Origin of the sequence: Stomatobaculum longum (assembly GCA_000242235.1) — a bacterium.
GTDB classification, from domain to species: Bacteria; Bacillota; Clostridia; order Lachnospirales; family Lachnospiraceae; genus Moryella; species Moryella longum.
In genome coordinates, this window is sequence record JH590863.1 from 395244 (window position 1) to 415838 (window position 20595).

At 52.2% G+C, this 20595-nt stretch carries 20 protein-coding genes and 1 pseudogene; 19 read left to right on the forward strand and 2 right to left on the reverse strand.

Annotated features, from left to right (window positions below; translation table 11 throughout):
• Positions 1–65 precede the first annotated feature (65 nt).
• The 8 genes and pseudogenes from HMPREF9623_RS07620 (at position 66) to HMPREF9623_RS07655 (ending at position 7748) form a co-directional block, all read left to right on the forward strand.
• A complete protein-coding gene (locus tag HMPREF9623_RS07620) occupies positions 66–866 on the forward strand; it encodes a hypothetical protein (protein ID WP_009533320.1) in 801 nt (266 codons plus the stop codon).
• 184 nt (positions 867–1050) lie between these two features.
• The gene (locus tag HMPREF9623_RS07625) at positions 1051–1638 is read left to right on the forward strand and encodes a flavodoxin (protein WP_009533321.1); all 588 of its coding nucleotides are present in this window, start codon (positions 1051–1053) and stop codon (positions 1636–1638) included.
• A 217-nt stretch (positions 1639–1855) separates the two neighbouring features.
• Entirely contained in the window at positions 1856–2725 is an 870-nt protein-coding gene (locus tag HMPREF9623_RS07630) for a hypothetical protein (RefSeq protein ID WP_009533322.1), read from the forward strand.
• Between the two features lie 14 nt (positions 2726–2739).
• The gene (locus tag HMPREF9623_RS07635) at positions 2740–3624 is read left to right on the forward strand and encodes a hypothetical protein (protein ID WP_009533323.1); all 885 of its coding nucleotides are present in this window, start codon (positions 2740–2742) and stop codon (positions 3622–3624) included.
• Entirely contained in the window at positions 3621–4808 is a 1188-nt protein-coding gene (locus HMPREF9623_RS07640; RefSeq protein ID WP_009533324.1) for an adenylosuccinate synthetase, read from the forward strand. The genes HMPREF9623_RS07635 and HMPREF9623_RS07640 overlap by 4 nt, the downstream gene beginning before the upstream one ends.
• Positions 4809–4916: 108 nt before the next feature.
• A pseudogene (locus tag HMPREF9623_RS12175) lies at positions 4917–5249 on the forward strand (type II toxin-antitoxin system HicB family antitoxin).
• Positions 5250–5395: 146 nt separating this feature from the next.
• On the forward strand, positions 5396–6274 hold the full coding sequence (locus tag HMPREF9623_RS10950) for a DUF4357 domain-containing protein (RefSeq protein ID WP_009533326.1): 879 nt from the start codon (positions 5396–5398) through the stop codon (positions 6272–6274).
• 160 nt (positions 6275–6434) lie between these two features.
• Positions 6435–7748: an alpha-amylase family glycosyl hydrolase gene (locus HMPREF9623_RS07655; RefSeq protein WP_009533327.1), complete on the forward strand. Its 1314-nt coding sequence runs from the start codon at positions 6435–6437 to the stop codon at positions 7746–7748.
• 255 nt (positions 7749–8003) lie between these two features.
• On the opposite strand, the gene HMPREF9623_RS07660 is transcribed toward HMPREF9623_RS07655, so the two are convergent.
• Both HMPREF9623_RS07660 and HMPREF9623_RS07665 read right to left on the reverse strand, forming a co-directional pair.
• Positions 8004–8330 (reverse strand): branched-chain amino acid transporter permease, encoded by a 327-nt coding sequence (locus tag HMPREF9623_RS07660; protein WP_040800129.1) that lies wholly within the window; start codon positions 8328–8330, stop codon positions 8004–8006.
• A 5-nt stretch (positions 8331–8335) separates the two neighbouring features.
• Positions 8336–9043, reverse strand: coding sequence for an AzlC family ABC transporter permease (locus tag HMPREF9623_RS07665; protein WP_009533329.1), 708 nt, complete (start codon positions 9041–9043; stop codon positions 8336–8338).
• A 119-nt stretch (positions 9044–9162) separates the two neighbouring features.
• Here HMPREF9623_RS07665 and HMPREF9623_RS07670 point away from each other — a divergent pair, with 119 nt between their 5' ends.
• The 11 genes from HMPREF9623_RS07670 to HMPREF9623_RS10955 form a co-directional block, all read left to right on the forward strand.
• Positions 9163–9705, forward strand: coding sequence for a helix-turn-helix domain-containing protein (locus HMPREF9623_RS07670; protein ID WP_009533330.1), 543 nt, complete (start codon positions 9163–9165; stop codon positions 9703–9705).
• Between the two features lie 62 nt (positions 9706–9767).
• The gene (pcp, locus tag HMPREF9623_RS07675; RefSeq protein WP_009533331.1) at positions 9768–10409 is read left to right on the forward strand and encodes a pyroglutamyl-peptidase I; all 642 of its coding nucleotides are present in this window, start codon (positions 9768–9770) and stop codon (positions 10407–10409) included.
• 5 nt (positions 10410–10414) lie between these two features.
• On the forward strand, positions 10415–11323 hold the full coding sequence (locus HMPREF9623_RS07680; protein ID WP_009533332.1) for a leucine-rich repeat domain-containing protein: 909 nt from the start codon (positions 10415–10417) through the stop codon (positions 11321–11323).
• A gap of 282 nt (positions 11324–11605) precedes the next feature.
• Positions 11606–12697 (forward strand): dipeptide epimerase, encoded by a 1092-nt coding sequence (locus HMPREF9623_RS07685; RefSeq protein WP_009533333.1) that lies wholly within the window; start codon positions 11606–11608, stop codon positions 12695–12697.
• Positions 12698–12729: 32 nt separating this feature from the next.
• Positions 12730–13908: a DUF819 family protein gene (locus tag HMPREF9623_RS07690; RefSeq protein WP_009533334.1), complete on the forward strand. Its 1179-nt coding sequence runs from the start codon at positions 12730–12732 to the stop codon at positions 13906–13908.
• Between the two features lie 85 nt (positions 13909–13993).
• Positions 13994–15430 (forward strand): transglutaminase-like domain-containing protein, encoded by a 1437-nt coding sequence (locus tag HMPREF9623_RS07695; protein ID WP_009533335.1) that lies wholly within the window; start codon positions 13994–13996, stop codon positions 15428–15430.
• A gap of 13 nt (positions 15431–15443) precedes the next feature.
• Positions 15444–16286, forward strand: a complete 843-nt coding sequence (locus tag HMPREF9623_RS07700) for a DUF6630 family protein (RefSeq protein ID WP_009533336.1) — start codon at positions 15444–15446, stop codon at positions 16284–16286.
• Positions 16279–17457, forward strand: a complete 1179-nt coding sequence (locus tag HMPREF9623_RS07705; protein WP_009533337.1) for an SseB family protein — start codon at positions 16279–16281, stop codon at positions 17455–17457. The genes HMPREF9623_RS07700 and HMPREF9623_RS07705 overlap by 8 nt, the downstream gene beginning before the upstream one ends.
• A 260-nt stretch (positions 17458–17717) precedes the next feature.
• A complete protein-coding gene (locus HMPREF9623_RS07710; protein ID WP_009533338.1) occupies positions 17718–18398 on the forward strand; it encodes a response regulator in 681 nt (226 codons plus the stop codon).
• Entirely contained in the window at positions 18395–19801 is a 1407-nt protein-coding gene (locus HMPREF9623_RS07715) for a sensor histidine kinase (RefSeq protein ID WP_009533339.1), read from the forward strand. Before HMPREF9623_RS07710 ends, HMPREF9623_RS07715 begins: the two co-directional genes overlap by 4 nt.
• Positions 19802–19885: 84 nt before the next feature.
• The coding region (locus tag HMPREF9623_RS10955; protein WP_009533340.1) for a PepSY domain-containing protein at positions 19886–20595 on the forward strand (710 nt) is incomplete at its 3' end.

A 20595-nucleotide genomic window follows, 5' to 3' on the forward strand; every position in this document is an offset into this window, starting at 1 on the left:
AGTTCCATGACAGTGTTTCTCGGTTTTCAATGAGGAAGTAGAAATAAGACATAGAGGTAAGATCAATGAATGTAACATTTAGAAATGCGGGATTTGATTATTCCGTTAAGAGTATTCTGTTATTTCAAACCGAAGAAACAGCTTCCTACTGGTCTGATTCCCTGCGGTACTTTTACCCGGAAATCAATCAGAACATACAAGCATTGCAAGAAAGAGAAAAAGAAGACTATCTTCGAACCACCATGCGAAAAATATGGGATAGAGTCCTGCCGGAGATTGAAGCGAAAGAATGCCGGTATCATGATTATTTTCAGAAATATCGAAATCAAATTGAGGATGCACTTTCAGATGCCTTTGAACTGGATAGCAGAACAATGTTCAACGAGCTGCTTGCCAATATTACGTTAAATCCAATTTGCCCGCGGTTCCTTCGAGAGGAAAAGTTCGACCTGTTTTACATGAATAGTGAACGCGGAGCGCTCGGAATAACACTCCACGAAGTGATTCATTATTTTTGGTTTTTTGTGTGGAATCGGCATTTTCGGGACAGTTATGATGAGTATGAAACGCCATCCTTGCAGTGGATTTTGAGCGAGATGGTTGTAGAGAGCATTATGAGCGACAAGCGTTTGAGCACAATTAACCCATATTATCCGAGAGAAGAGGGCGCTTGTGTCTATAGTTATTTCTTAGGCATGAAAATCGAAGGTAAGTTAATTTTGGATACACTCATGGATTTACATGAAAATCACTCTATTACCGCCTATATGGAAGCGGCTTATGATTACTGCAAGCGTCATGAAGCGGAAATTCGGCAACATATTCGACAGAGTGAGAACAGCACAGCTGAGTCCGGTACGTCGTAATGAAATCCGAAAGATACTTCTTTGCAAGCTTGATTACGAGAAGATACCGGAAGCCGATATCCATGTTATAATTACGATTAGCGAAGGCATCAGTCGAGTTTAGGTCGGAAGGGAAGAAGTTGCCCCCTGTATGGATTGAGTTGCCTATGGCGAGACTGTTTGGGAAAACGGAGGTACTGCTGTTTTGAAAACACTGGTTGTGTATTATTCCTATTCCGGCATCACAAGAAAATTGGCGGAAGATATTGCCTTACTGACAGACGGAGAATTGCGAGAGCTGAAGCCTCAAAAGCCGTATTCGTATTCTTACAATACAGCTGTGAAAGAAGTCAGAGGAGAGATTGAGAGCGGATATTGTCCGCCGCTTGCAGAGGGAGCAGAGCCTGTTGGGGATGCAGAGTTGATTTTCATAGGTTCTCCGAACTGGCTTCACACCTTTGCACCGCCGGTGCTGTCTTTCCTTCGGGCTGTTAATCTGAGCGGAAAGACCGTGATTCCTTTTTGCACGCACGGAGGCGGTGGTTTCGGGGATATGCCGGAGCGCTATCGAAAAGAGTGTAAGGGGGCTCGGCTAAGGGACGGCATTGCCTTAAAGGGGGATTATAGCTTTGATGTGTTGGAAGCCTGGATTCGAAAGAATATGAGCCGACAGCCTAATGCAGAAACCCTGGCTGCTTTGGCCGAGTATCCTAGTATGCAGAAGAATAGGGGAGCTTATAAGCGGTATCATTCTTTTGACGAAGTTTCTGATGAATGTAGCTCAGAGAATTGAATGTATTGCGTGAACTACGCCGCGGCAAATGTATTGTTACATTCGCCGCGGTTTTTGTCGTCCTTCGAAGCATTGCAGTAAGCGTAGCATCCGGAAATGCAATGGGGTACAATAGGATAGGACGGTTCCTTATCAATGTGCAGTGGCGCAACAAAATTCGGCTGATGCTTTAGTGCCATCTTTGAAGTGAAATGACAAACTTTGTCACTGGAGGACTATGATTCAATATATCTGTAAACAGTGCGGCGCGCAGCTGGAACTCGGCAGTGTGGGCGGCTTTCGCTGTTCGTATTGCGGGGCAAGAGCCTTTTTGTCGGACGCTGAGCTAAAAGGGAATACGGAATTCCGGAAGAAGCTTCTGTCCTACTATAAGGCCAAGGCGGATGCGAAGGAGCAGGACTACAGCGGAGACACGCTGTGGGAAGAGAACGGCAGCGTAAGTTATCGCATGCAGAACGGGAAAACCTTGACGCTGTCCTACATGGACCGTTATTCCTATCCCGAGCTTGTGTGCTATCTCTGCCGGGAAACGGTGGTCTATGTATTCGATCGGGAGGAAGGGGCAAATGCCTTTTTGCGCGGGCTTTCTAAGCTCGCTTTTCCCGCGGCGGATGTGAAGTTGGTCCGTTGTTTTCCGCAGTTGAAGAGCAAACTCTATCTGGACGAGGGGAAGCTTGGCCTCGTCTATACGCGGAAGCCGTATTTCTACCCGGCGGAGGTATTTGCGCCGTTCGCATCGGAACATTTGGCCTGGGTTATCTCTCGCATGGAAAATATCTGCTGCGCCCTCGAGTATTCGGAACTGGAGCACGGGAACATCACGGCGGCAAGCCTTTTTATCAACCCGATTACGCATGAGGGCATGCTCTTTGGCGATTGGCGCGATGTAAAGAAGAAAGAGAGCAGTCGGGATTTGCGAGATCTCCGGGAGGCGGCAAAGTCGGTTGCGGAAGATTTGCATCATCCGCGGGAGCTGGAAACGTTTCTTCAGTCGGAACCCGCAGCGGATGCTTACGCGGACTTTGCGGCATGGGATAAGGTGATTGAAGACGGCTATGGTGGCCATCGTTTTACAAAAATGGATTGAGGCAGGAGGAAAGTATGGGTTACGGAAGTTATTCGGCGGCGGATTGGCAGAAACTCAAAAACAGCAGAAAACTCTCCAACGGACAGAGCGTCGGAGAGGTCTTTAAGAGAACGGAATGCAATCCGAAGATGGATCCAAAGTTTATCGGCACGCGGGAGTGCTTTGACTCGGAGGAACACCCGAATACCACGCCGATTGTGGTCGGTCTGGATGTGACGGCTTCGATGGGCTATCTCGCGGTGGAGCTCGCGACCGGTGCCCTGAATGAGCTGATCACCAAGCTCTACTCCACCGGCGCGGTCGAAGACCCGGCACTCATGTGCGCGGCCTACGGTGATTTTCAGGACAAGTCTCCGCTGCAGGTTACGCAGTTTGAATCGGACATCCGAATTGCGGAGCAGCTCTTGGAACTCTATTTTGAAAACGGCGGAAGCGGACAAGTGGTTCCTACCTGCCTCTGGGAGTTTTTGGCGAGACACACCAACATCGATGCGATTCGGAAGAGAAATCAAAAGGGGTTTCTCTTTACCATCGGCGACCGGGCGGATATTCGCAGTGAGTCTGTGGACGCCACGATTGAACGCGTCATCGGGGATGCGCTTCCGGGCGAGGTCACGAGAGAGAGCATCTTAAAAGAAGCAGAGGCTTCCTTCCATGTGTTCCATATCATGATAGGAGGCGAAAACGAGAGAAACGCGGAGCTCCTGCCGGGGCACTGCATGGTGCTGGATCGCGAGAGCACTGCTTGTCTGCCGGAAATCATCATCAGCACCATTCAGCTCCAAAAAGGAGAAGCGCGGGAAGATGTCCTATCGCGCTGGGACGAGCTGAACCGACCGCTTATCAGCGCGGCGCTTGCGCAGCTCTCGTTGCAGGCGGATGCCGACATTCGGTTATGAGAAGCATTGCGGTCATCGGAAAAAATTTCGGAGATGAGGGAAAGGGGCTTGCGGTAGCAAGCCTCTCTCGCGTTCTCGGGAAACCGCTGATTATTAAACACAACGGCGGTGCGCAGGCCGGGCACACCGTGGAAGATGCGGCGGCCGCTTGGCGCTTTGTACACCATCAGATCGGCGCCGGGGCAGAGTACGGTGCGCCGACTCTGTTTGCGGAATACTTTATGCCGGATCTCTACCAACTCGGGAAGGAAGTCGCGGACTTTACGCAGCTTTTCGGCTTTGTGCCCTTGCTTTATTCCGAGAAAACAGCGCGCGTCACCACCATAGACGATGTGCTCCTTAACATGGGTGCGGAAGCTGCCCGCGGCGATGCGCGTCACGGTTCCTGCGGCATGGGCATCGATGAATGTGTGCAGCGAAACCGCGCGGGCCACGGGCTCAGTGTGGAGGAAGTTGCCGCATGGAGCGAGACAGAGCTCTTGCAGCGCTTGCGGGAGCTGCGGACGCGCTATACGAGAGACAGAGCGGCGGTGCTCGGCATAGACCGCGGGAACCCGTACTTTGAACTGTTAAGGAATGACACGGTGCTTCAAAATTACATTGCGGAAGTGAAGACGAATATAGGTCTCTTGACTTTGGTGGATGCGAATCGGGATTGGCTTTTGCAATTTGAGAATCTCATCTTTGAGAGTGGACAGGGACTTCTCTTAGACGAGGACCATGAAGCCTATGCGCCGCATTTGACTTCCTCAAAAACAGGGATGCACAATCCGGCCTCCTTCCTTGCAAAACGGGGTCTCACGCTGGATGAGGCAATCTATGTGACACGGAGCTATGTGACGCGCCACGGAGCGGGACCGCTGCCCTGTGAGACAGCGCGCGATAAGCTCCCGGGAGTGGGAGCAGATCTTACCAATCAGCCGAATGAGTGGCAGGGAACACTTCGCTATGCGCGGCACGAGAGTATAGAGGCCTTTTTTGCGCCTGTGGAGCGGGATAAAGACTCGGTTCAAATGTTCTCAAGCGCCCGCGATAGCAAGCTTTCGATTCTGATTACGCACTTAAACGAAACGGGAAATCGACTGTATTTTGAAGAGGGGGAAGTTTCGTTTGAGCGGGTGGAAAGGGAAGGAGAGAGAAGAGGAATACGGTGCATGCGAATTGACGGACTTGAATTGATCTGAAAAGTTGACACCAAATGTGACACAATCCGATTACCATTCCGAAAGATGAACCGATTAAGAGAGTGTATGTTGAAATGGTAAGAGATGTTGTCCCGGAGGAGGTATCAGATGAAGAGCGTTGAATACTATATGAATCTCCCCTATAAGTTGGAGATTGTGCCTGATTTGGATGAGGGCGGATATGTGGCGCGCTATCCGGAACTGTCCGGTTGCATTACCGTGGGGGATAGCGTTGAGCATGTCGTATCGAATGCTATCGATGTGCTATCGATGCAAAGCGTGAATGGCTGACCGCCGCCCTCGAGGATGGCCTTCTGATATCGGAACCCGGTGAATTAGACGCACAAATCTTTGGCAGAGCATTCGAGAGCGGAAGGAATCAGCATGAATCAATATTGCGTCTATCTGCTTGCAAGAAATGATGCTTTGGCGAAAGCGTAAGCGAAAAGGGCTTATACTTGACAATCGAATTTTAGAAATGAACGGATATAAGGGATGCGTCTCTGTGAATAACGGAGGCGCATTTTTGTTGTATCCTTCGCTTGGCATGGTATAGTGATAGAAAGCTGATACGAGGAGCGGTAAAGATGGCGAGCAGATATATCATCAAGTACAACGACGGCGCGGTTGAGATGACGAAACCGAATAGCACGATTCTGATATATAAAATTCCGTACACCAATCTAAAAGCCTTGAATCCGGGATTTGTGATACCGAATTTATTCATCGTGTACATTTTGTTTGGAAAAAACGCACGCGGAAAAGATGTGCTCTATGTGGGAAAGTCAAAAAACGGTCTTGCAAATCGCCCCACTGCGCATGACGATAAATATGCGAACTGGTCCGATTGCTATATTCTGACACAGTTTAAGGAACGCACGTTTTTCAATGACGGTACCATTCAGTATTTGGAAGACGTCTTAAATCACAGAATCAACGAGCTGAATTTGTACCATAATACTACTGTTACGACAAGCTCCGGTACGGCAAACACAGATGATGTGGAGAACTGTGATGATTACCTTGCCGAGGTCTATAAGATGCTGGATATTCTGGGGCTTGATTTGATTACCAACTCCGAAGAAGCCGAGGCAGAAAAGGACGTTGAAGAGTCTGAACGCGGTTATCGGGCAAGCGATCGGGCAAAAATACCGGATGGGATCTATCATTTTGCAAGGAAAGTTAAAAGGTTCGGAAATACCTTTTTGCGAGGCGAAATGCGGGTAAAGAGCGGTACATTTATTCTTCTAAAGGGAAGTGATGTTGCGACAGAAACAGGAATCGGACTGTCGTCGATTATCGATGAAAAAAGGAACCGGGCCAAGGTGGAAGATGGAAAACTGATGGAAGATATTGAACTGACCTCTCCCTCTGCCTGTGGTGAATTTATTATGGGAGCAGCTTGCAATGGTTGGGTTGACTGGAAAACAAAATCCGGGGAATCGATTGATTGTTATCGCAAGTGAACTTACGGAAGATTGTCCTTCCCCGCTATCAGAGTTTGGCAAAGCGGTGTAGAATAGAAGTCTGCGAACTCGATTGCTTTTTGCCGCATCGAAAACGATGCCTACAGTTTTGCGGAACGGCAATCGGGAGAATGGCATTACGGTGTTAAGGAGAGTCAATATGTGGTCAACGGAGAGTGTGTTTTATCAGATTTATCCCCTGGGCTTTTGCGGCGCCCCGAAGGAGAACGACGGTGTGCTGGTTCCTCGAATTCGGAAGGTCGTTGAGTGGATTCCGCATTTAAAGCGCCTGCATGCGGATGCGGTCTATTTTTCGCCGGTATTTGAATCCGACCGCCACGGCTACGATACGCGGGACTATACGAAGATTGATTGCCGCCTCGGCAGCAATGCGGATTTTGCGGAAGTCTGCAAGGCACTCAAAGAGAACGGGATTCATGTGGTCTTGGACGGTGTCTTTAATCATGTGGGACGCGGCTTCTGGGCGTTTCAAGATGTGCTTCAAAAGCGGGAGCAGTCTCAATATAAGGATTGGTTTTACATCCACTTCGACGGAAATTCCAATTATAACGACGGCTTCTGGTATGAGGGCTGGGAAGGACACTTTGAACTGGTCAAGTTAAACCTTGATAATCCACAGGTGACGGATTACCTTTTCTCCTGCATCAAAGCCTGGATTGAGGAATTTCAGATTGACGGTCTGCGCTTGGATGTGGCCTACTGTCTGAATCCGAACTTTATGCGAAAGCTTCGCGCGTTCTGCGATTCTGTGAAGCCGGACTTCTTCCTGCTCGGTGAGATTCTGTTCGGCGACTATAAGCGCATCGTAAATCCCGAGATGCTGCATAGCTGTACGAACTATGAGTGTTATAAGGGGCTGTACTCGAGCTTTAACGACCTGAACCTCTTTGAAATCAACTATGCGCTGAATCGTCAATTCGGAAAAGAAAGTCATGCCATCTATAAGGGCGAGCATCTGCTCAGCTTTGCGGACAATCACGATGTGACCCGTGTCGCGAGCATCCTAAGGGAAAAGCGGCATCTGCCGTTGCTCTACTGCCTGCTCTTCGGCATGCCGGGCATCCCCTGCATTTATTACGGCAGCGAGTGGGGCGTTTTGGGCGAAAAAGGCCATGGCAGCGATGATGCCCTCCGCCCGGAACTTGCTTCGCCCGAGTGGAACGAGCTCACGGATGCAATCGCCTCCTTTGCGGAAATTCATAAGAGCCATAAGGCGCTCACGCACGGCGATTATAAGAGCATTGTGCTAACGAACCGTCAGCTGGTATTTCAGCGGGAGTTTGAGGGCGAGCGAATTTGGATCGGTTTAAATGCCGAGGATAAAGCGTATCACGCGCACTTTAACGGGGCGGATGCAGGCACGGCGACGGATCTTTTGCGCGGCGGGCAGGTACCCTTAAGCGGCGGATATCAAATGCCGCCCTTTGGCTACTTCATCTGGAAGCTCAGCTAAGCTTTGAAAGAGAACTCGCATCAGAACCGAAAAAGAATTGAAAAAGAATCAAAAAAGAACCCGCAAGTCTGCCATCCCGGAGACTTGCGGGTTCTCTGCGTTCATTTTCTTTACCACACCCAAGTTTGAGACAGCGTGAAAACGGGTGCAGATCTTGAAGTAGGAACAAAGGTAATGGCGGCGGACGGAAGCAAAGTGCAATCCCGAAATGGGAATGCGAACATTTGGAGCTAACGCTGACGCTTTTCGCTTAGGCTAAAAAACAAGCTGCAGTAAGAGCATGTATACGACCGTGCCTGCGGCAATGGAGAGCAGCATTTGCTTTTTCCATAGGTGCAGGGCGGCGGTGACTGCGATTGCAATGAACTCCGGAATTCCGTGAGCGCCGGAGAAAACGGAGACGTGCTTTAGGCAGTATACCACCAAAAGACCGAACACCGCGCAAGGCAGTGCCTTGCCGAGATATTGAACTGTTTTCGGCGTGGGCTTTTTGGAGGAAAAGATGAGGAAGGGCAGAAACCTTGTCAGCATGGTGCCGAAGATACAGATGGCGATGGTGGCAATTTGTTCGGGTAGGCTCATGGGACTCATTCGGATGCGTCTCCTTCCGCGTAGGCTATCTCAATCGGTTTTCGGAATACTGTTAAGAGGAGTAAAATCACAAGCATGGCAGGGAGCATGAAAGCATCCGCACCGAAGAGGAGTAAGCAGAGTAGACTTCCGCCGATTCCGATGAGGCCCGTGTATTTTTTCTTCTCCTTCATCCATTGGTTCATGAAGATGGTCACAAACATGGCGGTCATGACAAAGTCGAGGCCTTCGGTGTTAAACTTGAGGAGAGAGCCGATCAGGCCGCCGAGTGTTGCGCCGGAAACCCAGTAGATGTGATTCAAGAGGGTCACAAAGAACATAAACCAGCCGCGGTCCACATCGGCGGGTATATCTGCCGTATAGTTAATCGAAAAAGTTTCATCGCACATACCGAAAATCAGATAGAACTTCTTCCAACCCATTCCTTTGAAGCGGTCCAACATGGTAATGCCGTAAAAGAGGTGCCTTGCCTGAACCAAGAGAGTCACGGTAAGCGTGGTCAGCGGCGCAAAGGTTGACATCAGCATGGAGACAGCAATGAATTCCAGGGAGCCGCCGTAGATGAGCATACTCATGAACATAGGGTAAACAAAGGAAAAGCCGTTCACATTCATCAGGATGCCGTAGGCAAGCGCCAGGAACCAAAAGCCGGCAAAGATTGGTAGCGTATAGGGAAAGGCAGCTTTCAGAGCTTTTTGTTTCATCATCCCCTCCTTGAAACTAAAACGAACAAAGTGTAAAATAAAATGAATGGGAACAGAATACCACTGAAAAATAAAACACACAAGATGTAAATTATAATTTTTAAATCACGGAGGCTGCCATGGAAGCCGGAGAAATCATCGCATACAATCTGAAGCGTTTGAGAAACGAAAGAAATCTGACACTGGGTCAGCTGTCTAATCTGGCAGGCGTCAGCAAGGTAGTGCTCTCGCAGATCGAAAAGGGGGAGGCGAACCCCACCATCAATACGATATGGAAGATTGCGGGAGCGCTGCAGCTGCCGTATTCCGCGCTCTTGGAAACGCAGGAAAAGGCTACGGTTCAAATTCGGAAAAAGGAGATTTCCGCGCTTTCGGAGGACAAGTACCATATCTTTCACTATTATGCGAAGACCGCGGATCGAAACTTTGAGCTGTACCAGATGGAAGCAGAGCCGGGCTGCGAGCACACTTCCGGCGGGCATTCCACGAACAGCTTTGAGTATCTGATGGTGCTGAAGGGAGAGCTGATTCTGGAAACCGGAGGTGAGGAGTACTTCCTAAAGAAAGACGATGCCATCTGCTTTGATGGCTCCGTATCCCATTCCTATAAGAATGTCGGTAAGAAGGACGCCAAGGCTGTGATGTTGATTCATTACCGATAAAGCGAAAGCAGAGTTTCTGTTCGGAAGCGGTTTGATTGAAGGAAGTCTACAGGAGGAGCGATATGAAGTTGTTGCTGACCGGCTTTACGCCGTTTGACGGCGAGGCAATTAACCCTGCACTGGAGGCGGTGAAGCGCGTGAAATCCGAGATTGCCGGCATGGAAATTGTTAAGCTCGAAGTCCCGACTGTCTTCGGAGAGTCCGTACGGCTGGTTGCGGAAGCCATAGAGCGTGAGCAACCGGACTTTGTGCTCTCGGTCGGGCAGGCGGGTGGCAGAGCTGCGGTTACGCCGGAGCGTGTTGCCATCAATGTGGACGATGCGCGAATCCCGGACAATGCGGGACAGCAGCCGATTGATGTCCCGATTTTTGCGGACGGCGAAAACGCCTATTTTGCGACCCTGCCGGTAAAAGCGATGGCAGAGGCCATACGGGAAGCCGGGCTACCCTCGGCCCTCTCGAATACCGCGGGAACCTATGTCTGCAATCATTTGATGTACGGCGTTTTGTATCATCTGAATCGACATCATAAGGACGCCAAGGCCGGATTCATTCATGTGCCCTATATCCCGGAGCAGACAGCGGATAAACCCGGCGTCCCGTCCATGCCGCTTGACGACATTGTGAGAGCCTTGGAGGCAGCGATTGCCGCGATTCCGGCACATGAGACAGATGTAAAAACAGCTTACGGAAGAGAGTGTTGATAGCAATGATCGAGAAAATCAGCGGCGACACAGCGTACTTTGAAGCGGCGCTCACGTCGGAAGACTTGGCGGATTTGTTGTCGGATGCCGGACTACGGCTGATTCGCGCCTGGGGAGGTTATCGACCGGATGCGGCGGATTTGGAGAAGCTCAATGACTTATTTCGCCTTCGCCCGGAAATTGAATTTTGTGCGACGGAGCCGGGGCAGCTTGGAGGCCTTCCGGAATTGCAGCGGGTTAGCGAAGCGGTCTCGGGCTGCTTCGGCGAGGGGCTTCATGACTTAAAAGCGCTGAAACGATTGCGTAGCCTCGGTCTCACGGAACCGGATTTCACAGCGCTCCCGGAATATGCGGATACACTGGAGGAACTTAGCCTTTCCGGCAGATTAAATAAAAAGAGCGGCGCTTGCCTTTCTGCGCTTACGCGGCTTAAAGCCCTTTCGCTGAACGGAACCACACTGGAGTCTTTTGCTTGCATCGGCAAGCTTAAACTCACTTCCCTCTATATATACGGCAACCGGCCGAACAGCCCTGCCGGACTGGAAGCACTGTCCTCGCTTCGGGCGCTTCGCGTGAAAAACAATTCCTCCTGGACGGATTTTTCGTTTCTGGCAGAGCTCGGAAACTTAGAGTCGTTATGCCTGGAGTACTGCGCCAAGTTGCGGACGCTCGTTTCGCTCGACACTTTGCATCAACTGAGATACGTAAGGCTCGGGAACTGTGACAGCCTCGAAGACCTTTCGTCGCTCCGGGGTCTGCCAGCGGACTGTGAGGTCTTTGCGACGGGAAGAAAACTTTTGCAGGCGGGGATTGCCTACGAATACAGTCCGAAAACCGGCGTAGCGGAGTGGTGCAGAGAAGCTTCTCTCAATCTGCCGGCGGAGCTTCTTGCGCGCGGGAGAAAGGTACAGTAGTAAGGCGGCGAAAACTCGGAAAACGGCCGATAAGCCGGTCCGCAGGTCCTATTTCACACGGATTTGCGGGCCGGTTTTTCTTTTGGGCTTATCTCTCTGTTCGGACTTGTCTTTCCGCTCAGAGAAGGCTGTCAAAATGCATAAAATGATTGCTGATTAAACAGTATCATTGTATAATAATCCTAAACTCAGGGCGTGAATCGGGTCAGCTTGCGGTGAAAGATAAGGAAGGTCACGGAAGCGAAAACTCGCGCATGTCGCCGGGGGATAAGGAGGAGGGGCATGAAAATCACGGAGATTCGGCTCGGAAGCATTTCGGTGCCGCTGCGGGTTCCGTTTAAGACAGCGCTTCGCACGGTGACGAGTGTCGAGGATATCATCCTCGAGATTCACACCGACACGGGAGCGGTGGGCTACGGCGAGGCGCCGCCGACGGGCGCGGTGACCGGGCATACCACAGGTGCCATAGTCGGGGCGCTGAAGGATCACATCATCCCGAACCTCCTCGGCAAAGATATCGATGCCTTTGAAGATTTGATGCAACTTGTTCAGTCCTGTGTACACGGAAACAGCAGCGCGAAGGCCGCGGCGGATATGGCACTCTGGGATCTCTACGGACAGCTTTATAAGCTTCCGGTCTATAAACTCCTCGGCGGCGCGCGAAAACAGCTGGTCACGGATATCACCATCAGCGTGAACGAGCCGGAGGAGATGGCGCGGGATGCCGGAACGGCGATTGCACGCGGCTATGACTGCCTGAAAGTAAAGGTCGGCGCAGACCCGACGCTCGATGTGGCGCGGCTTCGGGCAGTGCGTGAGGTCGCGGGCGCCGACATCCGCCTCCGCATTGACGCAAATCAGGCCTGGGAGCCAAAGCAGGCGGTGCGCATCTTAAATGAGATGCAGGAGCAGGGACTCAAGCTTGAATTTGTCGAGCAGCCGGTCAAGGCGCACGATATTGAGGGCCTCAAATACGTGACCGAGCATAGCTTTGTGCCCGTACTGGCAGATGAAAGTGTATTCTCTCCGCGCGATGCGATGCGGGTACTGGAACAGCGGGCGGCGGACCTTATCAACATTAAACTTATGAAGTGCGGCGGTATTTATAACGCACTGAAGATTGTGGCTGCGGCGGAGATTTACGGTGTGGAGTGCATGATCGGCTGCATGCTGGAGGCGAAGATTTCGGTGAATGCGGCGGTGGAGCTTGCCTGCGCGAAGAAAGTCTTTACCCGCATCGATTTGGATGGTCCGGTGCTCTGCAGTGAGGACCCGATACTGGGCGGTGCGCGTTTTGAAGAGAAGTTTATCACGGTTTCGGATGAGGCCGGCATGGGCATCCGCGGCGTGGAGGGCTTGCGTTACCTGGATTGAGCATCAAACAATAAAAATTGGGGGAGAAAGAGATGATTACCAACGGGTTTACCTACATTGCGTTTCTTATTTTCCTTGCCGGGATGCTGCTGTTCCTGGAGAAAAAGACCAAGGCAAAGATTTTTAACATTGTGCCGCCGCTGGTCTGGATTTATGTGCTGAACATGGTCTTTTGCACCATGGGACTCTACAATTCCGAGGCCTGCGCAAATACCTACTCGGCGCTCAAAAACAACATTCTCTACGCCATGATTTTTGTCATGCTGCTTCGCTGCGACTTTAAGAAGCTATCAAAGCTCGGCGGGCGCATGGTGGCTATTTTCCTCGGCTGTTCGCTGACCTTAGCAATCGGCTTCCTGATCGGCTACCCGATTTTTAAGGGGACGCTCGGCACGGATACCTGGGGCGCGGTTGCGGCGCTCTATGCTTCCTGGGTCGGCGGTTCGGCTAACATGGCTGCCATGCAGGCGGCGCTTCCGGTCGATGCCGGTGCGTACAGCTGCGCGCTTGCGTTGGATACCGTTTGCTACTCGGTCTGGATTGCGCTCCTCCTGCTCGCGGTGAAGTACGCGGGGCGCTGGAACACTTCGGTCAAGGCAGACACTTCGACGTTGCAGGCCATTGCGGAGAGTGCAAATGCCGAGGTCGCAAAGGAGAAGAAGGCTGCGACCAGTGCGGACTGGATTTTCCTGATCGGCCTTTCGCTCATGGTTTCGGCTCTCTCTCAGATGGTCGGAAAGAGCTGCAATGCGGCACTCGCGGGCGTGGGGCTCGGTATGTTTGACAAGGGAACCCTGACGACGGTCTTTGTCAGTATCCTGGGACTCATCTGTGCGGGCACTTCGCTCGGCAAGCTCCCGGCGGTCGAAGAGCTCTCGAATGTATACCTCTATGTGGTGGTCTCGCTGCTCGCATCGACCGCGTCGGTATCCGACCTGCTCTCGGCGCCCATGTGGGTGGTATACGGACTCTTCATCCTGGTGATTCATGTGGTGCTCATGTATCTGCTCTCGAAGGTCTTCCACTGGGATCTCTGCATGGTCTCGACGGCATCGCTCGCAAACATCGGCGGTTCGGCCTCCGCACCCATTGTGGCCTCTGCGTATGACGCTTCCTATGCCGGAATCGGCGTATTGATGGGCGTGCTCGGCGCGGCAATCGGAAACTTCTGCGGACTTGGTATGGGCGCTTTGCTGCGGCTATTCCTATAGCAGCAGAGTCTTTGTGACAGTGTATCTTACTTGGGATGTCCGCAATGCGGGCATCCCTTTGCCGTTGACTGAGAAGGAGAGTGCAATGAGGAAAAAGATTTTTGAAAGCATGTACCTGCCGCTTCCGTCTCCTGTGCAGCAGATGAAGGAGCGCGGGAATTTAGAAGAGGCAGAGGCGTATTTGCAGCATTTGCTTGAGACGGGAGAGTGTCTTCCGGAGGAGCGGCGGCGCTTCCGCGCGGAGCTGGAAATACTGCGCCGTTTGCCCACGGAGTATCCCTATACAAGGGCGGAAGCGTTGGAACTTGTGCGGCGCTATGTTCCGAATTTTTCGGAGGCGGACTTTGATTCCCTTCTCATGAAAGGCAAACTTTTTTGGCGTTATCTGGACGGGGAAGCTCGCTTTTTCGGTCGCTTCTTTGACTCACTCTGTAAGACCGATTCCTTCTTTGCTGAGGCTGTTGCTAAGCAGGGGCACTGTATTCCCGGCAGTGACCGCAGGCTGCTGCAAGAGAGTGCGGAAAAGATGCGGGCGCAAGGGGAACTCTCTGTGCGCATCACAGTGCGCGCGGAGCTCGAGCTGGAGGAGGCATTTTTCCGGGAAGGGGCTCTTATTCGGGCTTACCTTCCTCTGCCGCGTGTTACGGAAGAGCAGATCGATATTGCGCTCGAAGAAATGAGTGCCGGCGGGCAGCTCGGCGCGGGAAGCGCGGCGCAGCGCGTTGTCTTTTGGGAGGAAAGGCTCGGGGAAAACCATCCCTTTATTGTAAGCTATCGCTTTTTGCATACCGAGCGCTACCGCGATGTCTACGGGCTTGCGGAGAGAATGCAAGCCGAGGGCAGAAAGGTGGAGCAGTCGGAAAATGGGACAACAAAGTACGGTGTAGAAAAGCGGGCCGAGAGCGGATATGACAGTGCCTTGTTTCCGCCGAGCGCATATCTGAGGAGCCTTGCCGCGGAGCTCACCGCGGGCGTGACGGAACCCCTTGTCAAGGCAAAGTGCTTTTACGATTTCATCACCAAGAAGGTGCGCTACAGCTTCATGCCCTCTTATTTTTGTCTGGACAGGATGGCGGAGCGCTGCGCTATGGACCGCGTCGGCGACTGCGGCATTCAGGCGCTTTTATTCCTATCGCTCTGCGAGTCGGTCGGAATCCCGGCGCGCTGGGAGAGCGGCTTAAAGACAGAGCCTAAGTTTATCGGCGCCCATGATTGGGTACGATTCTACACTCCCTCGTTCGGTTGGCGGGCCGCGGATTTATCCTACGGAGGTTCCGCTTGGAAGCGCGGAGACGAACGGTTGCATTGCTTCTACTTCGGCAATGTAGACCCATGGCGCATGGCGGCAAATGCGCGTATACTTGGGGAGATGGGCTTCCCGGAACCGGAATTTCGCGCAGACCCCTATGACAATCAGGTCGGGGAGATGGCGCTTGACGGGCGCGGCCTTCGCTACGAGGAATTCCGCTGTGGAAAAGAAGTGCTGCGGGCAGAAGAAATACCGCAGGTGATACGTCCGTAAGGAGCAGGAAAAGATGAGGGACAGGAGTTTTAACAGCTGGATGCAGCGGGTTCTCTTTCAAAACTACGAAGACTGGCATATGAAGGAGCCGAACTATAACCGGAACGGCTTTCATATAATCGGAATCGATAACACGCTGAAAGCGATGCAGGACGGATACATTCCGTACATGGAACTGACCCCGCCGCAGGCAATTCAGGGTTGCACGCGGATGAAGGTGACTGTCAATAAGAAAAAGGACTGTGTCGACTTATATCTGGATGTGGATGGCAGATTCTATATGATTCCGGCACTCGGCTATCCGGAGGCGGTGCAGATTCTGCGGAACTTTGTGAGAAGCTTAAAGCTTCCGGAAGCAAGCAGATATATCGAGGTGCAGCGTGTGGACGGCAAGGCGATTCAGGCGGATTTTCGAGATCTCGCTCTGCTTTTGCTCGGTGATAGCGAGCGAACCAAGCGCTTTTTAAAAAAGCATAAACCTGACAGCCTTGAAGCGGCGGAAGAAGCGCGGAATGCGCTCTACGAGGAGATGTTGGAGCAAAGAAGAGCGGTTGAACTTGAGTGGAAGTGTGACAAGGAAAGCTTCCTTACGCTGATCGGAAAGCTCTGCAAAGGGTATCGGCTGGTAATCCGAGAAGACGGTTTGCACGATGCTCCCGGCGACATAGAGGGCTGGTGCCGGGAGCTGAGTGCACAGTGGAGCGATTACTGTCTTGCGGAGCTCGATATGTTCAGCGAGACGCATGGCGTATTTCTGCTTAAAAGGGAACACTGTGATGAGGCGGTACGGCTGGCGGAGAAACTGTTACTGACCGTCAAGATATACGGAAACGGGGAGGAAGCACGAAATGTTTGATTCACTGAAGAATTTCTTCGGCGGCAAAAAGGAGCCGGACGGATCGGAACAACAGCAGCCGGAAGCACAGCCTGCAAATACGCCGCAAAAGGCGCCTGCGCGCTTCACGCTGATGGCGGAGCGAGTTTTGCCGGACGCCGGAGAACGCTTTTATGCCGAGGGAGAGCTCTTTGGCGAGGCCGCGGTCGGTGAGCGGGTCACGGTGTTACACCGCGACGGGAACATCTCCCACCCGGTCTTAGAGGAGATAGAGGGAAGCGGCGCGAACACGAAGCTCTTCTTTTCGGGAAAAGAGGGCTTATCTCTCGATTGGACCTATGCCCTGATTACGAATATTCCCTATCAGATTGAGGTCGATGTGAACCGGCCGATTGAAAATCCCTATCTTCTGGGGCTCACGCGGGTCGTATTTCGCTTTCAGCAGGAAGGGGAGTTTCTGAACCTCTTTTTCCGTGAACTGGTGCGGAGCCACTATCTTCTCGCGGTGCGAACGGACGGAAGCCTGCCCGAGGGGAGCGGCACGATGACCTTAAAAAAGGGAATGCAATTCGGTATTGCCCGCGTCACTCTGGATCACGGAGAGGAAGCCCTGCCGGTCTATACGGATTGGGATGCCATACGACGGATGGAAGCGCAGGGGGCAAACGGCTGGAAGCGGGAGACCATGGTTCTTCATTTTCCGCAGCTCGTCGGGATGCTGCGGGAAAACGAGGGCTTTGTGATCAATCCCTACGGACCGCAATTATTCTACGTCTCGCCCGACATCATCCGCAGTATACAAAATTCCCCGGGTTATCAGAGCGAGTTCGGAGAGGCCAAGATGCAGAGTAAGACCGTGGAGCGGGATAGCAAGATGATGCTCGGCTACCCGGCGGAAAACGAAGAAGTGACGGCTCTTAAGAGCGCGCTGCTTGCCTATGCAAAGTCGCGGCGGGAAATTGCCATGCTGGACTTGCTTCTAAAGAGCGACGAGGACGGAACCCAGTCCTACCTTATCATCTTGGACGTACCGGAGGAGAACTGTCGCGCGTATTTTCAGGAGATTTACAATGCCTGCCGTCATCTTTTGCATCGCGTCTGCTATATGGATTTTGTGACGCTAAGGCGGGAGGGATTTGCGGACGGCGTGCGGACAGAGCCGCCGCTCTATGTCCGAGAGAAGGAAGGCTGAGATAGCAAGCAAACAGGATTTATAAGCTGCTTGTCGCTTCGGATCGAAAGAGACATGATAATAGAGCGAAAAGCGGCTCGGAGAAAAAGGAATCGGTGAAGGAAAAGCGGATTCACGAGAAAAAGCGTAAAAAGCAAGCCTTTTCTAGGGCTTGCTTTTTTGCTGTGCGGAAGAATGAACCTTCTCATTTCTCTGCTTTAATGAGATACTAATGTTTCCCAAGTATAATCGATGAGATTAAGACAAAGGAGGCAGAAGCCGTGAGAATCCTGATTGCGGAAGATGAACGCAGCCTGAACGAGATCATTGCGAAAAAGCTCACATCGGACGGGTACAGTGTGGACTGCTGCTACGACGGCGAGGAGGCGATTTCCGTTCTTTCCTATACGGACTACGACGCTGTCATTCTGGATATTATGATGCCGAAGGCGGACGGCTTCGCGGTGCTCCGTTCGCTTCGGGAGGCGGGAAAGACGACGCCCGCTCTCTTCCTCACCGCGAAGGATGCCGTGTCCGACCGGGTGAAGGGCTTAGACAGCGGCGCAAACGACTATCTGGTAAAACCCTTTGCCTTTGAGGAACTGAGCGCCAGACTTCGCGCCATTACACGCGTGCCCTTCGGTATGGCGGAGAATGTGATTGCGGTCGCGGACCTCACGCTGGATTGCAGCGGGCAGACGGTAAAGCGTGCGGGCAAAGACATCAGCCTCTCCGGAAAGGAATACGCCCTACTTGAGTACCTCATGCGAAACAGCGGGCTGGTGTTAAGCCGTGAAAAAATCGAGAACCACATCTGGAACTTTGACTACGAGGGCGGCACCAACGTGGTCGATGTGTACATCAGCTATTTGCGCCGCAAGGTTGATGACGGCTTTGATAAAAAACTGATTCATACGGTGCGGGGTAGAGGCTATGTTCTCGCAGAGGACAGACCCGTATGAATCGCCTGTCCATTCGGGCGCGCATTACCCTCTGGTTTGCGGCGGCACTGATTGCCGTGGTCTCACTGACCTATGTCTGCATCCTCACCGTGAGTAATAAGGTGCTCCAGAAGACCATCAAAGACAATCTGATTGAGACCGTGGAAAACAATGTCGATGAGATTGAGTACTACAACAGCATGGATGAAATTGCGGTACCGAATGATGTGGATCACTTCATTCGGTACGGGGAAGGCTTTCTGGAAGTGGACGATGACTTCTTGGAATCCGTAAATGAGGTCTACACCGCGCTCTACGACAGCAAGCTCTTTATGCTCTACGGGGAAAATCCGGTTGCCAAACAGAGTTCCGAAGTCGCGTTAAAAAATATGACCTTACATACGGTGAAGGTGAAGGGAATCCGTTATTACATCTATGACCGGGAACTCAGCGCTGCGGGGCTTCAAGGGCTCTGGCTGCGGGGCGTGGTTGCGGAGACCCAGGGCAAGGAAGAACTCACGAATATCACGCGGCTCTCCCTCACCGTGCTGCCGCTGATCGGCCTTCTGGCCATACTCGGGGGAAGCGCAATCGCAAAGCGGGCGCTGAGCCCGATTCAAGAGATATCGGATACGGTTTCCGCCATCACACAAGGAAACGATCTGAAAAAACGAATCGAGTTAAAACCCGGCAAAGACGAGCTGCATCAACTTGCGGACAGTTTTAACCTGATGTTTGCAAGACTTGAGGATTCCTTTGAAAAAGAAAAGCGTTTCACCTCGGATGTCTCCCATGAGCTCAGAACGCCGATGGCGGTTATCATGGCGCAGTGCGAGTACTCTTTGGAGAACGATGTCGATGCGGGGGAATATGCGGACAGCATTCGGAACATTCATGCCCAGGGCAGAAAAATGACCACGCTGATCAATCAGATGCTGGATTTGGCGCGCCTCGAAATGCGACCGGAAAACTATCCGAAGGAGAGTTTGGATCTGTCGGCGCTGCTCCGCTCGATTTGTGAGGACCTCGCGTTAATTCGCGAGAAGGGCATTGTCCTTTCGAGTGAGATTGCGGACGGAATTTGCATGCACGCCAACCGGAGTCTCTTGGAACGCGCCGTCTCCAATCTGATATTGAATGCCTATCGCTACGGAAACGAAAACGGTAGAATCCGGGTCTCCCTCTACGAAACGGAGGAGCGGATTGTATTAGAGGTGAAAGATGACGGCATCGGTATTGCGGCGGAAGATATCGCCAAGGTGTTTGACCGCTTTTACCGCGCGGAGCGCTCCAGAACGAAAAACGGAACCGGCCTCGGTCTTTCCCTTACAAAAGAGATTGCGGAGTTTCATCAGGGCAGCATCTCGGTGGAGAGCCGTTTGGGGGAGGGAAGCACCTTTTCACTTGTTTTTTCAAAAATTTGAAACACTAATCAAGGCTTAATCTTCCGCGGATAGAATGAAGACACAAAAGCAAAAGAAAGCAGAGAAACGAAAGGAGCGGAAACCATGATTAAGAACTTATTTTCGACCCCCAAGAAGACGGCTGTTACCGTGCTCTGTGCACTTGCCATCCTGACTGCTGTAGGTACCGGAACGGCCTTTGCGGTCAGCGCGGTCGCTGAAAACACCTCGATCGGCGCGGATAAGGCGAAGATGTTTGCCTTTGCGGATGCGGGCGTCGATCCTGTCACGGCAGAGAATGTGCGCACCGAGTTTGATTTTGAGCAAGGTCATTTTATCTACGATGTGGAATTCACCGCAAACGGAACGGAGTACGGCTATTGGATTCAGGCTTCGGACGGAAGTGTCGTCAAGAAGAAAATTGAGCTGATTGGCGCGGGCGGAAGTAAGACCGGAATTACCGCGGCAATCACGCAGAAGGATGCGAGAAAGATTGCCCTTGAGGACGCGGGACTTACGGAGGCGGAAGTTACCATTAGCGCCGAGAAGCTGGACACGGAGAACGGCGTTGCCGTCTATGAAGTCGACTTCGTGAAGGGCAATGTGAAGTACGAGTACGATATCAATGCGACGACCGGTGCCGTCTACAGCAAGAACTCGGAGAGCACCGCGTTTCCCTCGACCGAGGCGGCTGCGCAGCCGAGTGAGACACAGACCGCGGCAGCAAACGCAACCGTCGCACCGACGGCTGAGAACCGCAGCAACAATAACTATATCGGCTTGGAAAGAGCAAAGGCGATTGCGCTGAGCGACGC

What these genes read in the sequence shown, in the direction of transcription:
- HMPREF9623_RS07715 (WP_009533339.1), top strand. Translation starts at nt 18,395, where the DNA reads ATGAATCGCCTGTCCATTCGGGCGCGCATTACCCTCTGGTTTGCGGCG.
- HMPREF9623_RS07705 (WP_009533337.1), top strand. Translation starts at nt 16,279, where the DNA reads ATGTTTGATTCACTGAAGAATTTCTTCGGCGGCAAAAAGGAGCCGGAC.
- HMPREF9623_RS07695 (WP_009533335.1), top strand. Translation starts at nt 13,994, where the DNA reads ATGAGGAAAAAGATTTTTGAAAGCATGTACCTGCCGCTTCCGTCTCCT.
- HMPREF9623_RS07680 (WP_009533332.1), top strand. Translation starts at nt 10,415, where the DNA reads ATGATCGAGAAAATCAGCGGCGACACAGCGTACTTTGAAGCGGCGCTC.
- HMPREF9623_RS07630 (WP_009533322.1), top strand. Translation starts at nt 1,856, where the DNA reads ATGATTCAATATATCTGTAAACAGTGCGGCGCGCAGCTGGAACTCGGC.
- HMPREF9623_RS07660 (WP_040800129.1), bottom strand. Translation starts at nt 8,330, where the DNA reads ATGAGCCTACCCGAACAAATTGCCACCATCGCCATCTGTATCTTCGGC.
- HMPREF9623_RS07685 (WP_009533333.1), top strand. Translation starts at nt 11,606, where the DNA reads ATGAAAATCACGGAGATTCGGCTCGGAAGCATTTCGGTGCCGCTGCGG.
- HMPREF9623_RS07620 (WP_009533320.1), top strand. Translation starts at nt 66, where the DNA reads ATGAATGTAACATTTAGAAATGCGGGATTTGATTATTCCGTTAAGAGT.
- HMPREF9623_RS07635 (WP_009533323.1), top strand. Translation starts at nt 2,740, where the DNA reads ATGGGTTACGGAAGTTATTCGGCGGCGGATTGGCAGAAACTCAAAAAC.
- HMPREF9623_RS07655 (WP_009533327.1), top strand. Translation starts at nt 6,435, where the DNA reads ATGTGGTCAACGGAGAGTGTGTTTTATCAGATTTATCCCCTGGGCTTT.
- HMPREF9623_RS07670 (WP_009533330.1), top strand. Translation starts at nt 9,163, where the DNA reads ATGGAAGCCGGAGAAATCATCGCATACAATCTGAAGCGTTTGAGAAAC.
- HMPREF9623_RS07665 (WP_009533329.1), bottom strand. Translation starts at nt 9,043, where the DNA reads ATGAAACAAAAAGCTCTGAAAGCTGCCTTTCCCTATACGCTACCAATC.
- HMPREF9623_RS07640 (WP_009533324.1), top strand. Translation starts at nt 3,621, where the DNA reads ATGAGAAGCATTGCGGTCATCGGAAAAAATTTCGGAGATGAGGGAAAG.
- pcp (WP_009533331.1), top strand. Translation starts at nt 9,768, where the DNA reads ATGAAGTTGTTGCTGACCGGCTTTACGCCGTTTGACGGCGAGGCAATT.
- HMPREF9623_RS07690 (WP_009533334.1), top strand. Translation starts at nt 12,730, where the DNA reads ATGATTACCAACGGGTTTACCTACATTGCGTTTCTTATTTTCCTTGCC.
- HMPREF9623_RS07700 (WP_009533336.1), top strand. Translation starts at nt 15,444, where the DNA reads ATGAGGGACAGGAGTTTTAACAGCTGGATGCAGCGGGTTCTCTTTCAA.
- HMPREF9623_RS10950 (WP_009533326.1), top strand. Translation starts at nt 5,396, where the DNA reads ATGGCGAGCAGATATATCATCAAGTACAACGACGGCGCGGTTGAGATG.